The organism is Peribacillus sp. TE19612, assembly GCF_056279465.1.
Map to the genome: position 1 here is coordinate 311662 of NZ_JBWCCL010000003.1, position 15810 is coordinate 327471.

13 protein-coding genes and 1 riboswitch are annotated in these 15810 nt (G+C 43.6%); of the genes, 7 read left to right on the forward strand and 6 right to left on the reverse strand.

What is annotated here, in order from left to right; genetic code table 11:
• Positions 1-85: 85 nt before the first annotated feature.
• Positions 86-1576, forward strand: coding sequence for a glycerol kinase GlpK (gene glpK, locus ACZ9AO_RS07435; RefSeq protein WP_476108785.1), 1491 nt, complete (start codon positions 86-88; stop codon positions 1574-1576).
• A gap of 68 nt (positions 1577-1644) precedes the next feature.
• Entirely contained in the window at positions 1645-2112 is a 468-nt protein-coding gene (locus ACZ9AO_RS07440; RefSeq protein WP_214769613.1) for a CBS domain-containing protein, read from the forward strand.
• 53 nt (positions 2113-2165) lie between these two features.
• Here ACZ9AO_RS07440 and ACZ9AO_RS07445 read toward each other — a convergent pair whose 3' ends face one another.
• From ACZ9AO_RS07445 to ACZ9AO_RS07460, 4 genes are all read right to left on the reverse strand, one after another.
• A complete protein-coding gene (locus tag ACZ9AO_RS07445) occupies positions 2166-4280 on the reverse strand; it encodes a peptidoglycan D,D-transpeptidase FtsI family protein (RefSeq protein ID WP_251539040.1) in 2115 nt (704 codons plus the stop codon).
• A 380-nt stretch (positions 4281-4660) separates the two neighbouring features.
• Positions 4661-5014: a hypothetical protein gene (locus ACZ9AO_RS07450; RefSeq protein WP_476108786.1), complete on the reverse strand. Its 354-nt coding sequence runs from the start codon at positions 5012-5014 to the stop codon at positions 4661-4663.
• Between the two features lie 74 nt (positions 5015-5088).
• Complete coding sequence (locus ACZ9AO_RS07455) at positions 5089-6270, reverse strand: DUF2515 family protein (protein WP_476108787.1); 1182 nt, start codon at positions 6268-6270, stop codon at positions 5089-5091.
• Positions 6271-6292: 22 nt separating this feature from the next.
• Entirely contained in the window at positions 6293-6460 is a 168-nt protein-coding gene (locus tag ACZ9AO_RS07460) for a hypothetical protein (RefSeq protein WP_153246154.1), read from the reverse strand.
• 507 nt (positions 6461-6967) lie between these two features.
• Here ACZ9AO_RS07460 and ACZ9AO_RS07465 point away from each other — a divergent pair.
• The 3 genes from ACZ9AO_RS07465 to ACZ9AO_RS07475 all read left to right on the forward strand — a co-directional run bounded on the left by ACZ9AO_RS07465 (position 6968) and on the right by ACZ9AO_RS07475 (position 11119).
• Complete coding sequence (locus ACZ9AO_RS07465) at positions 6968-8719, forward strand: ABC transporter ATP-binding protein (protein ID WP_476108788.1); 1752 nt, start codon at positions 6968-6970, stop codon at positions 8717-8719.
• Positions 8716-10734 (forward strand): ABC transporter ATP-binding protein, encoded by a 2019-nt coding sequence (locus ACZ9AO_RS07470; protein ID WP_476108789.1) that lies wholly within the window; start codon positions 8716-8718, stop codon positions 10732-10734. The genes ACZ9AO_RS07465 and ACZ9AO_RS07470 overlap by 4 nt, the downstream gene beginning before the upstream one ends.
• A gap of 136 nt (positions 10735-10870) precedes the next feature.
• A complete protein-coding gene (locus ACZ9AO_RS07475; protein WP_034314776.1) occupies positions 10871-11119 on the forward strand; it encodes a type B 50S ribosomal protein L31 in 249 nt (82 codons plus the stop codon).
• A 90-nt stretch (positions 11120-11209) separates the two neighbouring features.
• Here the strand turns inward: ACZ9AO_RS07475 and metC are convergent, their stop codons facing one another.
• Together metC and ACZ9AO_RS07485 are read right to left on the reverse strand one after the other, a co-directional pair.
• Positions 11210-12391, reverse strand: coding sequence for a cystathionine beta-lyase (gene metC, locus ACZ9AO_RS07480; protein ID WP_053534051.1), 1182 nt, complete (start codon positions 12389-12391; stop codon positions 11210-11212).
• Positions 12388-13500, reverse strand: coding sequence for a methionine biosynthesis PLP-dependent protein (locus ACZ9AO_RS07485; protein ID WP_034314771.1), 1113 nt, complete (start codon positions 13498-13500; stop codon positions 12388-12390). Before ACZ9AO_RS07485 ends, metC begins: the two co-directional genes overlap by 4 nt.
• An 86-nt stretch (positions 13501-13586) precedes the next feature.
• Positions 13587-13700, reverse strand: a riboswitch (SAM riboswitch).
• Positions 13701-14026: 326 nt separating this feature from the next.
• Between ACZ9AO_RS07485 and fumC the strand changes: the two genes are divergently transcribed.
• Both fumC and ACZ9AO_RS07495 read left to right on the forward strand, forming a co-directional pair.
• Entirely contained in the window at positions 14027-15409 is a 1383-nt protein-coding gene (gene fumC / locus ACZ9AO_RS07490) for a class II fumarate hydratase (protein WP_476108790.1), read from the forward strand.
• A 109-nt stretch (positions 15410-15518) separates the two neighbouring features.
• Positions 15519-15761, forward strand: coding sequence for a hypothetical protein (locus ACZ9AO_RS07495; protein ID WP_034314767.1), 243 nt, complete (start codon positions 15519-15521; stop codon positions 15759-15761).
• Positions 15762-15810: the final 49 nt, after the last annotated feature.

Consider the following 15810-nt stretch of genomic DNA (forward strand, 5'->3'; position numbering starts at 1 on the left):
GTATATCTAGTAAAATGAAGAAAGAAAAAACAGCATGACACTTAAGCTGAAATGAACCTTTTCTTAAGTGCAGGAGGAGACAGCCGTGGAGACTTACATACTATCATTGGACCAGGGAACGACAAGTTCCCGGGCCATTTTATTTAAAAAAAGCGGGGAAGTTTTGCATATTGCCCAAAAGGAATTCACCCAATATTTTCCGAATCCAGGATGGGTGGAGCATAACGCCAATGAAATTTGGGGTTCCATCCTATCGGTAATCGCATCCTGTCTATCGGAAATGAATGTAAGGCCTGAACAGATCGCTGGAATTGGCATAACGAATCAACGGGAGACGACTGTGGTATGGGATAAGGAAACAGGTCAGCCGATTCATCATGCCATCGTCTGGCAATCCCGGCAGACTAGCGAAATTTGTACGCAATTGAAGGGTGAAGGCCTCGATGACTTATTTTTGCAGAAAACCGGATTATTGATTGATGCATATTTTTCCGGAACGAAGGTGAAATGGATTCTCGACCATGTAGATGGGGCACGGGAAAAGGCTGAAAACGGAGACTTATTGTTTGGTACGATCGATACGTGGCTGATATGGAAACTTTCGGGTGGTAAATCACATGTAACCGATTATTCGAATGCCTCAAGGACGCTGATGTATAACATTCATGACCTGAAGTGGGACGAAGAGTTGCTGGAAATCCTGCAGGTTCCGCGGTCGATGCTTCCGGATGTTCGTTCTTCATCGGAGGTATACGGGGAAACAGCGCCACACCATTTCTTTGGGCACGAAATCCCGATTGCCGGAGCAGCGGGAGATCAACAGGCCGCATTGTTCGGCCAAGAATGCTTTGAAAAAGGAATGGCTAAGAATACGTATGGCACCGGATGCTTCATGCTGATGAACACAGGAGAAAAGGCAGTGAAATCAGAGCATGGCCTGTTGACCACGATTGCATGGGGGCTGAATGGAAAAGTCGAATATGCCTTGGAAGGAAGTATTTTTGTCGCAGGTTCGGCCATACAATGGTTAAGGGATGGACTGAAACTCTTGCATGATCCGAAAGACAGTGAAAAGTATGCTTTGCGGGTCACTTCAGCCGATGGTGTCTATGTAGTTCCCGCATTTGTTGGATTAGGCACCCCTTATTGGGATAGTGATGTCAGGGGAGCTGTATTCGGACTGACAAGGGGGACATCGAAGGAGCATTTCGTCCGGGCAACATTGGAAGCATTGGCCTACCAGACAAAAGATGTCCTTAGCGCCATGGAAGTCGATTCAGGGATTAACCTAAAGGCATTGAGGGTTGATGGCGGGGTTGTCAAAAACAACTTCTTGATGGAATTCCAAAGCGGCCTCCTGAATGTACCAGTCGAAAGACCCGTTATTAGTGAAACGACAGCGTTAGGAGCGGCGTATTTGGCGGGGCTCGCTGTCGGATATTGGGAAAGTCAGGAAGAGATTTCAAAGCTATGGGCAGTCGATAAGAAATTCGAACCCGAGATGGAAGAACAGGAACGGAAGGATTTATATAATGGCTGGAAAAAGGCAGTTCAGGCGGCAAGGGTTTTTAAATAGAGTAAGTAAGGGTATTAATAGGGGAGAGATGAATATAGAGCGTACAAAATTAAAAAAGGGGTGGTAATATGTTAGTTAAGGATTTCATGATAAGGGAAGTCTTTGTAGCCCGTCCTGATTTTACATTAAAGGAAATTCTGCGGATCTTGATCGAAAATAAAGTGGGCGGGGTCCCCGTTGTGGATGAACATGATAAGCTATTGGGAATGGTGACGGACGGGGATATCCTACGTTACTTGACACCTGCAGAGGAAGCCATCATGGGGTATTTCACCTACATTACGGTTCTTCCCGGTGAAGAATTGGATGAAAAGGTTACATCCAAAATGAATGATAAAGTCTCACAAATCATTAAAAATAAAAGGATTACAAAGCTATCTCCCGAAGATCCGCTAGATGAATTGATAAAGGTCCTTTCCAAGCATCATTTCAAGAAAATCCCCGTCGTGGACAAAAATGATAAAGTCGTCGGCATCATCAGCAGGGGAGATGCCCTTAGGGCCCTTTATAAGGAATTCGTTCAAAAGCTGGAATAAATGGGCATCATAAAAAGGCCTGCTCGTAATCGAGCAGGCCTTTTTTGTATTCATCATTGAGTGCTTTCTACTGCTTTATCTGCACCAGATTCACCTTTTGCTCTTTTTTCCTTCAATTTAAAGTAGGCGTCCATTACGTCCCGCCCGATCCTTTTGTTAATATCATCAGAGGGCTTGCCTTGATACACCCATGGCACGACGACAGAGAATGCCACTTCCGGATTATTGTGAGGTGCATAACCTACAAGCGTCAAATTGATAGTCGGGACTGGAGCGCTATATTGATTTCTCCGCGGTCCGTCGTAAAAGGCCTCGGCAGTACCCGTTTTTGCTGCCGCACGGTAAGACTTCCCGCCGAAATATTTATATGCCGTCCCGCCTGGCTCCTGGGCAACCTGCCTGAATCCTTCCTGGACACGCTGCATCCAAACGTCTTTCCCGCCTAAATCGTTTAACACTTTGGGACTCATTGTTTTAAAGACGCTGCCCAATTCATTGTGTTCGTTGGATGGATTCCTGATTTCCCTGACCATATGGGGCTCAAGCCTTTTTCCGCCATTTGCAATCGTCGAAACATACTGTGCCAATTGCATAGGGGTATATGTATCATACTGCCCGATCGATAAATCCAGCAGCAATCCGTCTGTTGACATATCGACTCCTTTAAACCCTACGGATTCATTTGGCAGGTCGATGCCGGTACGGACACCCAAGCCAAATTGGGCATAATGATTCCGCATGATGGAATAAGCTTCCCGGTTGATTCCTAACGGCCGGTTAGGGATATAATGACCGCCGGCAATTTTGATTGCCGTCATGAACATATAGACATTCGATGATTTCTTTAACGCGGAGACATCGGTTACATAACCCAAATCACTATAAGATCCTTTCTTAGGAGCCCCTGCTAAAAGGAGTTTCCTGTCAAAAAAAGCTGACCCTGGTGCGATGGCTCCTGTCTGAAAGCCTGTGTAGACAGTGGCACCTTTAACAGATGATCCCATCGTATACGAGGTCGTAATGTTTCCAAGGGCAAAATCGTTCATTTCGGTCAAGCCTGTTTTACTGTTACGGCCGTATTGCCTGCCGGCCATCGTAAGCACCTCGCCTGTATTCGGGTCCATTAAAACGACGAAGGCACGATCCAATAAGTAGGTATTTCCCTTAGCCTTGGTTTTGCGCAATTCGTTCTCGATGATTTTTTCAACCTGCTGCTGCAGCTCCATATCAATTGTAAGGACCAAGTCTTTTCCGCTTTGCCCTTCAGTGAGGGTATTCGTTTTGATGACTTCCCCTTTGCTCAGCACATTTTCAATCCGCGTCTTTTGACCGCGCAGGACATCTTCATATTGTTTTTCAATATAACTTTTTCCGACCCGGTCATTCCTGGTATAGTCGCGTGCCAGATAATAGTCAATATTTTCATTGGGAATGCCTTCTTCGGAAGAAGAGACCTTGCCAAGAACCGAGCGGAGGGTCTCATCATACTTATAGGTCCTTTCCCAATCCGTCGTTACATCCACGCCTGGCATTTCATCCAAATGTTCACTGACCCTGGCGAATTCCTTAGTGGAGACATCTTTATTCTTTACAATCGAAGGTGCGAGGGCATAGCCGCTATTGAATTCCCGGAAGATGGCGATCACTTCCAATTCATCCTTGGTGAATTCTTTGATATCCTCATCGGTTACCCGTTCCATTTGAAGTTTGTATAAATCTTTTTGCTCCAGTTTCTTTTCGATTACCTTCTTCTTCTCGGCCTTGGTGATCAAGGCTTCGGCTTCTTTCGGATGCTTTAAAATCCAAAAATCCTTTTTATCCGGAAGGGTTACCTTTTTGGTATCTTTTTCTATCAAGGTGGCAAGGACCTCTGCCGTCTTCACCATATCGGCCGTTTTGGTATTCGGGTATTTCGTATAGGTGATGGCATTACGCGGCTCATTATCAACGACCGGATTCAAGTTCCGGTCATACATCTTGCCCCGGGGAACAGGGGTATTGGCCACATCGTTTTCCGTTCGGTCGACTTCGCGAAGGTAATCATCGCCATACACGATTTGGACGATGCCAAGCCGGATTATTAAGCTTGAAAATAAAATGAATATTAAAAAGAACATGAAGTTCAGTCGGAAAGGAATTGGGGTTTTTTTCTTTTTTTCTTTGGCCATCATTAACATTCCTTTCTAGTAAAAGTAAAAAATAAGAAAATTCCTATCTCCAATGATATATAAAATTAACTTATTTTTCTATGCTTTATCCGTAAATTTATCTATATTTCCAAAAGAATGTTCTGAAGTTATATAATTCCTAGTAATCTTATAATTGGGAAAATTGATATAAATATATAGGCTAATGAAGCCGAAGGGGTTTTAATAGATAAAATGGGGCGTACCGGTACAAAGGCAATCATTAGTAGGGATGCGTGTTTGGGGCGCTCATTAAAAAAAGGGGAACATAAACAAGGTGATTGGAAAGAAGTCTTGTACATGAACGATTAATGACTATAACCCTTAAATTCACAACAATGACTTAAGTACCATGATAAACATTAATTTGCTTCATATTTCCTAACGGGAGTTTGAGTCGTGACACTGATAATCTCTTTGAAATATCCGCATAGCTCAAGCCATTTTTCAGGGTAAATATAGTTGAAACGTTCAATGGTTTCTAGGGAGTGAAGCACAAGGCAATCGATTTGCCCCGTTTTTTTACTTTGTAAATTGGATAGAAGCTCATGCGGGATGGTGTAATAAGGGTGGATTTGATACGGATTGAGTATGACCGGGGAAATATTATTCTCTTCCATATACTTGTCCGACACGATCTTTTGGATTGCCAAGCTTTCATCCGTATGTAAATCCCCAATCTTGTGATTTGGATTCAATAGTACAATGCCTCTCATTTGATTCACCCATTCTTTTTGCTAACCATTCTTGCCAAATGGGGGATGGGATATTCAAAGTAAGAGGCATCATGCTAGAAAATGGCTTTCATTTCGTTAAGGGTTTTGAGCTGCTTGACATTTTCTAGCACCTCGTTGGTCAGGTCCTCCTTTTTAATGATCGGTAAACTTCGTAAATCTTCCATATAGCTTTCATTCGTGAACCAATCAAAGGAATGTGGAGGAAAGAATAGTTGATCTTTCCATGCATCATGAAGAGTGGGACTGAAGATTTTATCAACTTTTGACGTGGATCCATCAGAGGTATATATGCTTGCCCAGTAATCCTCCCTGGAACCCGTGTGGGGAATCTCTTTTGTAAAATGGCCAACACCGCGAAAAACCACCGGATGCTGAAAAAGAAGCCCATATAATAATTTCCCCGTTGCAATGCGCTGTTTCGGGTCGGCAAAGCGTTCGACGGTAAGTCCTGTCAAGGAATGAAGTCCTTTTTGCTTGTTTGCATAAGGAAAGATCACTTTCATGAAGCCTAAGTATTCCTGAAGCTGAAAATCAAGCCTGCGGAGGATTTCACCATGACGGGTGCGTTTTAATATCCTTTCCTGAAGCATTCTTTGTTCATTAATGATAAGGGCCGTTGTCAAAAGGGGTGAATGGGGCTCTTCGATGAAACATTCCCAAATCGGGGCCATGAATCTTGAAATGCGGAATACTGGTAAATACCTTCTTAGCGGAAGTTCTTTTTGTTTAGAATGTTCATATAAAAGAAGCTGGGGGAAGGCATCTGCAAATATGGCTGAATTGGCACGCTCAAGGAAAAGGAAAAATTTCTGCCGTTCCGCTCTGTCAAGGAGATGGGTCATGTTTGAACTTTTCAAGTCAGTCATATGGTATCCGCCATTCCTCGAAACCATATGTGCTAAAAAGGCCCAGTGGATCTCTGGATTTCGATTGTAAAAGGCAAGATAGGCTTGTGTTCTTGTGATATTGTTCCGGTTCAAGGCAGCCGTTTCGGTTCGAATGCTTTTTATCAGAGCGGCTTCCTCGGGGAAAAAAGCTTTTGACTCATCAACAGGCTGAAAGAGCTCTTTTTGTAAACGGGATTTTAGTGTGTCATATCTTTCTGCATCGATGATCGGTTTTGTTTTGGCAGGGTGTTTACCCAACAGCTTTTGCAAATATTGGGAAAGCATACATTTCACCACGAATGTTTTTCGATCATTATATGCAGGGCCATCAAGAAAGGGGCGTTGCATTTGCAACGGCCCCAAGGTGATGTCATCTTTTTTTCTTCTTTTCCCGGTACAATAAAATATAATAAACTATCCAGAAAAGAAACACAGGAATGAAGGATAAAAATCTATATTGGACCGGTACGGCAAATAAGATGAAAATGGCTGATAATAAAAAGGGAACCGCCAGGAGTATATATTTTCTCCATTGCATATGCTGAACCTCCTTAGGTTGCGTCATTCTTATTAGAATAAAGGATTATCCATCAATAATCTAGAAAAGTCTCAATTGACAAAAATATGCAATCGTAGTAATCTTTAAAAACAAGTTAAAAATTACCATTAATCAATGGAAAAGGAGGCGAACGTCATGACTAAATCAGTTAAGCACAGTGATGTCACAATTGAATATCATACGTCCGCCTGCCCTGAGACCTTGTCTTTCCAGACATAGGATTCCTCGTTTCCATTCATGATTTTAAAGCGCAGGTTGTGGAATTTTCGCGGCCTGCGCTTTTATATGTTATTACGCATCTAAAAAAGCTTCCGCTAATTGGCGGGGGCTTTTTGGCATTTTGGATCCAGGTGCATTAGCACCCTTTCCATATAAAGGATAGGAGGAACTATAAATGAGACAAAAAACATTGGAAATCTTATTGCAGCCGGGAGATCCAGAAAGCGGTTAGCGAGTGAAAGGTTTGACCAAAAGGGAGGGGAATTCATGTTTGCGATTTTTAAAAAGCTGTCCTGGTTCTTTAAAGAACAGTGGCAGCGTTACACCTTGGCGATTTTATTTCTATGTCTAGTGAATATCTTGGAGGTTATCCCGCCAAAACTTGTCGGGAATGCCATCGATGATATGAACAATGGCAGCATGACGCAGGAAGGGGTCATGAAATACGTTATTTATTTGCTCATGGTACTGATCGGCAGTTACCTATTTGGTTACTTATGGAGTTATCTGTTATTCGGCGGCGGAAACTTGGTCGAACGGAAACTAAGGTCAGGGTTTATGGGACATTTGCTGAAAATGACGCCGAGTTTTTATGAAAAGAACCGTACAGGAGATTTAATGGCAAGGGCAACCAATGATTTAAAGGCCATATCCCTCACAGCTGGTTTCGGGATATTGACCCTCGTTGACGCGGTGCTGTTCACCATCACGGTAGTGGTCATGATGGGAGCCACGATCAGCTGGCAGTTAACGATTGCGGCGGTGCTGCCGCTTCCGATCATGGCAGTGCTAATGCAAATTTACGTGAAGAAAATTTACAAACGTTTTACGGATGCACAAGCAGCCTTTGGCACTTTAAATGACAAGGTCCTGGAATCCATTTCCGGTGTCCGTGTTATCCGTGCCTATGTCCAGGAACGGGAAGATGAAAAGCGATTTGAGGAAATGACCGAGGATGTATATCGCAAAAACCTAGCCGTGGCAAGGATCGACGCCCTCTTTGATCCGACGATCAGCATTATCATTGGCATCAGTTATTTAATCGGGTTGGGCTATGGGGCTTATCTTGTGTTTCAACAGGCCATAACGCTTGGCGGACTTGTTTCGTTCAATGTGTACCTAGGCATGTTAATCTGGCCGATGATCGCGGTGGGTGAACTGATCAATGTCATGCAAAGGGGAAATGCTTCGCTAGACCGTGTTCAGGATACCCTTTCGTATGAAGCGGATGTGAAGAATTCAATGAGGCTGGAGAGTATTACGAACCCGGGGAATATCCAATTCAATTCAGTGCATTTTACATACCCTTCCTCAACGGTTGTGAATCTATCCGATATTTCCGTTCAGCTTGAGCGCGGTCAAACATTGGGGATAGTAGGGAAAACAGGTAGTGGAAAAACGACATTCGTGAAGCAATTGCTGCGGGAATATCCTTTAGGAACAGGTGAAATCGCTTTTGCAGGCAAGCCGCTGGAGCAACTGCACCTTGAAGATATCCGTGAATGGATCGGATATGTTCCACAGGACCATCTTTTATTCTCGAAGACTGTTAGGGAAAATATCTTATTCGGTAAAATGGATGCAACGGAAGCTGAACTGGCTGAAGCCATCCGGCTTGCGGATTTTGAGAAGGACTTAATGATGCTGCCAAACCGTCTAGAGACACTCGTCGGTGAGAAGGGTGTCGCTCTGTCCGGTGGGCAGAAGCAGAGGATCTCGATTGCCAGGGCATTAATCAAAAATCCGGAAATCCTTATATTGGATGATTCCTTATCCGCTGTCGATGCAAAAACGGAAACGACGATCATCGAAAATATCCAAAATGAACGGGCAGGGAAAACGACCATCATCACAACCCACCGCTTATCAGCCGTTCAGCACGCGGACAGGATTATCGTATTGGACAGCGGAAAGATCATCGAAGAGGGGACTCATGCGGATTTACTGCTGAATGATGGCTGGTATAGGGAGCAATATGAACGACAGCAGGTTGACGAAGGGACGGAGGTGAAGGCATGAAGGTCGTAAAGAAACTTTTTAATTATGCTGCCCTTTATAAAAAATTGATCATTGGCGCCCTGATCATGCTTGCTCTTTCGGTAGCGGCCGATTTAACGGGTCCTTTCGTTGCCAAGAAAATCATCGATTCACATATACTTGGCATCGAATCTTCCTGGTATGAAGCAGGTAAAGGAAAAGATGCAGTTAAGTATGATGGAAATTGGTATAAACGGGCTGATTACTTTGCAAAAGGTGAGAAGAAAGGCAGGGAAGTCCATGTTCTGCAGGTTGGCAATCAATTTGTCTTCGTAGATGAAGCTGTCCCTATCGATGGGGGCAGAACCTTGGAGAACCAATCATTGATCATCAAGAAAGACGGGAAAGAGCAACGTGCGCAAGCAGTGAAATTGACGAGTCAGGAAGTGATGGGATTTTATCAACCGGAAATCCCGCGGATCATTAAGCTTGTGGCTTTTTATTTCAGCCTTGTCATCCTTTCCTCCATTTTTCAATATGGCCAGAGTTTTTATTTACAGAAAGCGGCGAACCGAATCATACAGAAGATGCGAAATGATATATTTAGGCATATTTCCCGTATGCCGATACGTTATTTCGATAATATGCCAGCGGGTAAAGTTGTAGCCAGGGTCACTAATGATACGGAAGCTATCCGGGAATTATATGTAACCGTGCTCGCCAACTTCTTCTCGAGTACCATTAATATTTTCGGCGTTCTAATTGCTTTGTTTATTCTGGATTCACGAGTCGGTACCATTGGCCTTCTGCTTATTCCGATCATCGTTATCTGGACGATGGTATACCGTAAATTCGCCTCGAAATATAATCACATCATTCGGGAACGGGTCAGCGATATTAATGGAATGATCAATGAATCCATTTCTGGTATGAGCATCATTCAGGCATTTGGACGTGAAAAGGAGACGAAGCAATCTTTTGAAAATCTGAACCGGGAGCATTTTTCCTATCAAAATAAAATGCTCCATTTGAACTCGTTGACGGGTGGAAACTTGATTGGCGTCATTAAGGTTTTGGCGCTGATGGCCTTCGTCTGGTATTTCGGCGGTATTTCCCTTACAGCGGGTTCGGCCATTTCCTTAGGGATGATGTATGCAATTGTTGATTTGATCAGCCGCCTGCTACATCCGCTTCACGGAATCGTCAATCAGTTCGCTAATCTTGAACAGGCGCTTGTTGCAGGGGAGAGGACGTTCAGCTTATTGGATGAGAAGGGATTGGCAGTCAGCGATGAAAACATATCCAGATACAAAGGAAACGTACAATTCGAAAATGTTTCTTTTGGTTATAAGGATAAAGAATATGTGTTAAGGGACATTTCCTTCTCCGCTAAACAGGGGGAAACGGTCGCTTTAGTTGGCCACACCGGTTCAGGAAAAAGCTCCATAATGAATTTATTGTTCCGCTTTTATGACAGCAGTGAAGGACAGATCAAAATCGATGGCAGAAATATATTGGATATCCCCCATCAGACGCTTAGGGAGCATATGGGGATCGTCCTTCAGGACCCCTATTTATTTACTGGCACCATCGCCTCCAATATCAGTCTCAATCATAAAGGCATCACAAGGGAAATGGTTGAAAAAGCATTAAGAGATGTCGGGGGGGACAAAGTGCTGAAGCATCTTCCTTTAGGGCTTGACGAACCCGTGATCGAAAAAGGCGGAACGCTGTCTTCCGGACAGCGTCAGCTAATCTCTTTTGCCCGTGCCCTTGCATTCAATCCGGCCATATTGATCTTGGATGAAGCGACAGCAAGCATCGACACCGAAACCGAGGCAATTATCCAGGAGGGAATGGAAGTGCTGAAAAAAGGGAGAACGACCTTCATCATAGCACATAGGCTTTCCACGATAAAAAATGCCGACCAAATTCTTGTACTGGAAAAAGGGCGGATTGCTGAGCAAGGTACACATGAGGAATTAATGGAACTGAAAGGGAAGTACTATCAAATGTATGAACTGCAGGCAGGTCCGCATAAAGGCATGGCTGGCTGAACACAATTGAATAAGGGTGGATCATCTAGATTAAACTATAATGAAGGTACCGACTTTTGGTACCTTCAAGCATAATGATTGATAATAGTAATCATTACGTTTAATATATACCTATACTGACGATGAGGTGATAATAGTGAAACAAGAAATTCATCCCGATTATCAACAAGTGGTATTCATGGATACCAACAGTGGGTATAAATTTTTGACAGGCTCCACTAAGACGTCCAATGAAACGATCGTTTGGGAAGACGGCCAAACATATCCCTTATTAAAAGTGGAAATCAGCTCGGATACGCACCCTTATTATACAGGAAAGCAGAAGTTTGCTGAAAAAGGCGGACGGGTGGATCGCTTCCTGGATAAATATAATATGAAGAAATGAGAGTCAGGCCATCGGGAAATCGATGGTCTTCTTTTATTGATGGAATAAAAAAAGGTGCCCATAAAATATGAGGCACCCACTACTTTAAAATCATTTTGCAGCAATTGCTTCCCCTTTGGCAATATTGACGAGGGCAGCTTCGAAGTCCTTGATTAAATCGTCCGGATTTTCCAGTCCGACAGAGAGGCGGAGCAAGCTATTCGTGATGCCTCGCTTTTCCCTTTCATCAGCAGGCATGGCCGCATGGGACATTTTGGCCGGGTAGGATAATATGGATTCTACCGCTCCCAGGCTTACGGCAAAAACAGGGAGCTCGACAGTGTTCACGAAGGAACGGAAGATTTCCTCACTTTCCAATTCAAATGAAAGGACCGCCCCCGCTCCGAGTGACTGGCCTTTCTGGATGGCGTGCTGTGGATGATCGGCTAGGCCGGGATAATACACTTTTTTCACCAAGGGCTGCTCCTTTAAGTAGGCTGCAATCTTTTCTGCCCCTTTTTGTGAATGTTCCATTCTAACTGACAAGGTTTTCAAGCCTCTCATTACGAGCCACGCATCCTGGACACCAAGGACCGCTCCAAAGGAGTTTTGAAGCGAACCGAGTCTTGCCGCCAATTCCGGATCTTTAACGACCGCAAGCCCAGCTACCACATCACTATGGCCGGATAAAAACTTCGTCGCGCTATGAAGGACAACATCAGCGCCCAGATTCAGCGGTTTTTGCAATGCGGGCGTCAAGAATGTATTATCAACAAAACTTAAGGCACCGGCTTTTTTTGCGATATCACATACAGCTTGAATATCGGTCACTTTAAGTAACGGATTTGAAGGCGTTTCAATGTATATGGCCCTGGTATTTGGCTGAACCGCCGCTTTGACACTTTCAAGGTCCGTCATGTCAACGAAGGTATGCTCAATATTGAAACGGTTCAATACGCTTGTGACCATCCTGAACGTTCCGCCATACACATCTTCGGAAATGACGATATGGTCTCCGGCAGACAATAGGAGGAAGGCTGTTGAAATGGCAGCCATACCTGATGAAAAGGCAAAGCCGTGAGTGCCTTCCTCTAGATCGGCAATGATATCTTCAAGTGCCTCGCGAGTTGGGTTCCCGCTTCTGCTGTAGTCATATTTGCCGAATTGATCGATATCGGATTGATGGAAAGTCGATGCATGCTGAATGGGGACGCTCACACCGCCCGTTACCGGATCGAATTTATGTTGATTATGAAGTAATTTCGTTTCAAAGCTAAAATCATGATCTGTCATCGTAGTGCCTCCCTTTTTACATGTGCGAATGCTTGCTGCAAGTCACCAATCAAATCGTCGCTATCTTCTATGCCAACGGAGAAGCGGAGCAATCGATTACAAACCCCGTTTGCCGTTCTGACTTCAAGCGGTATATCGGCATGTGTTTGTGTGGCAGGATAGGTGATGAAGCTTTCGACCCCTCCAAGGCTTTCTGCAAAGGAAATTAATGAGAGCGATTGTAAAAATGGGTTGACCGCCGCTTCATCAATGATGCGGAAAGAAATCATGCCGCCTCGGCCTGGATACAATACGTCCGTAACACAATCATGCTCCGATAAGTAATCTACAAGTATCTTGGCATTCTTTTCATGCCGCTCCATCCGCAATGCCAGGGTTTTCATTCCGCGCATCAACAGCCAAGAATCAAATGGGCTCAAGACAGCTCCAGTGCCATTATGATGGAAGGCAAGTGCATCACATAATTCAGCGCCGCTAGCAACGATCAGTCCGGCGAGCACATCATTATGACCACCGAGATACTTGGTTGCACTGTGAATCACAATATCCGCTCCAAGCAAGATGGGTTGTTGAATAAGAGGCGTGTAAAAAGTGTTATCAACGATTAGCAATAAATTATATCGTTTAGCCAATGCGGCAACGGCGCTAATATCCGTTTGCTGCATAAGAGGGTTAGTGGGAGTTTCGATGAAGATGGCTTTCGTGTGAGGAGTGATGGCTTTTTCGATATCCTCCAAACAACAAGTGTTTACATAGTCACACTGCAATCCCCATTTTTTAAAACCTTGTTCTAACAGCCGATATGTACCGCCATAAAGATCTTCACTGACAATCCACGCATCACCAGATTTAAAAAGGGCGAGTATAGTGGAGATGGCGGCCATTCCTGAACTGCAGGCATAGCCTTGGTCTCCTTTTTCCAGATCGGCGATGGATCGCTCCAATAGCTGGCGGGTAGGGTTACCTGTCCTTGTGTAGTCGAATCCCGTCGATTGACCGATTCCTTCGTGGCGAAAAGCTGTTGAAAAGTATACCGGCGGATTGACTGTTCCTGTCGCCGTTTCACTGCGATTTCCTAATTGAGCAAGATATGTTTCAGGTTTATACATGGTTTTCACTGCTCCTTTGAGTTAAATAAAATAAAAAAAAGTCTTCTTTAAGAAGAAGACTTTGATTAAGTAGTGACGAGTCATTCTTCTTATCTTCCAAGTTCATAAACTTGTGGAATTAGCACCTTTTCATTGGTTTGAAACAAATGAAGGTTGCTGAGGTGTCATCGGGCCATTCCCTCTACCTCTCTCGATAAGAGTTTAGATTATTCAATTTCTTTTGAATTTACTATATATACAAAATACTGTCAAGGACATTTTGGGAGTGATGATGTGTTGGTGTTCATGGCCAGGTCAATTGAAGCCTAGCGGTGCCTACACTTTATGTGTCAAAAAAGAATATCCAAATTTTCATCTAAATATGAATGGCCTAGGATTTTTCAGAAATATGGAAAGGGTCAGCGGGATATTTTTGCTTTAAAATAATAAAGTTTGTACAATGTATGGAGAGAAAGAATAATACGACATTATTCATTTCATATGCAAAATTTCTTCAATGAATAGTGCAAACTTAGGAGGAGAACACATGGAATACAGAATCGAACGAGATACGATGGGTGAAGTGAAAGTTCCTGCTGATAAATATTGGGGAGCACAAACTGAGAGAAGCCGTAACAATTTCAAAATCGGTAACGAAAAAATGCCGATTGAATTGGTTCGTGCATTTGCATACGTTAAACAAGCTGCTGCAAAGGTGAACTATGATCTTGGTGATCTTTCCGAAGTTAAAAAGAACGCCATCGTCAAGATTTGCGGCGAAATCCTTGAAGGTACGCTTGATGAACATTTCCCGCTTGTAGTTTGGCAAACGGGAAGCGGTACGCAAAGTAATATGAATGTGAATGAAGTGGTCGCTAACAAAGGGAATGAATGGTTAAAAGAAAATGGTGAATCGGAAATCCTTCACCCGAATGATGATGTTAACAAGGCACAAAGCTCAAATGATACTTTCCCGACTGCCATGCATATTGCAGCCTTTATGGAAGTCGCTGAAAAATTGGTTCCTGCCATCAAAGCACTTCGTGATACATTCGATACAAAAGAAAAAGAATTTTGGGATGTCGTGAAAATCGGCCGGACACATCTTCAAGATGCTACACCCTTAACATTAGGACAAGAAATTTCCGGTTGGAAAGCGATGCTCGATAAAGATTTGGCGATGATTGAGGAAAGCAGCCAAAAACTATTGAACCTTGCTCTAGGCGGAACGGCTGTAGGAACCGGAATCAATACAAATAAAGAATTCCCGGGACTTTCTGCCAAACAAATTGCAGCGGATACAGGATATCCTTTTGTCACATCTGATAATAAGTTCCATGCATTGACTAGCCATAACGAAATCGTCTACGCACACGGTGCTTTGAAAGCATTGGCGGCGGATTTAATGAAAATTGCGAACGATGTCAGATGGCTTGCAAGTGGACCGAGAAGCGGAATCGGAGAAATTGCCATTCCTGAAAACGAGCCGGGCAGCTCCATCATGCCAGGTAAAGTCAATCCGACCCAAAGCGAAGCGCTTACCATGATTGCGACACAAATCGTGGGTAACGATGCTACAATTGGCTTTGCAGCAAGCCAAGGTAACTTTGAATTGAATGTATTCAAACCAGTCATCATCTATAACTTCCTGCAAACGGTCAAATTATTGACGGAAGGCATTCATTCCTTCAACGATAATTGTGCGGTTGGCATCACTGCAAATGAAGATAAGATTAAAGAAAATGTAGAGCGTTCCCTTATGCTGGTAACAGCATTGAACCCGCATATCGGTTATGAAAAAGCAGCCAAGATTGCCAAAACTGCCTTCAAGGACAACTCCACGTTAAAAGAAGCGGCATTGAAACTGGAGTTCCTGACGGAAGATGAATTCAAAGCATGGGTCGATCCTGCTAACATGGTTAATAAATAATTGGATGGAAGTACCCTCCCTCTAGCATTAGGGAGGGTGTTTCCATGTGTTAAAATACTGGAATCGACAAATACTGAAATCATAAGTATCTGGAACAGGAGGAAAAACAATGTCTATATGCCCGCTTTGCAACGGTCTAAGAAAAATTCATGTGGATTGCCCGGAATGCGGCAGTGAACTTGAGGATAAAGGGAAATTCATGGATTATGCTGATGATTACAGTGCTTATATGGATATCGACATACTTAAAGAAAACGACGGATACCCTCAATCCCTTCAAAAAGGGCAATGCCCCCATCTCATGAAATGCCCTGAATGCGGACATGATGAAGTGGTATTGGTCCAGGAATGAATCGCCCTTTATTTTAACGTAAAAAGACCCATAATGAATGGGTCTTTTC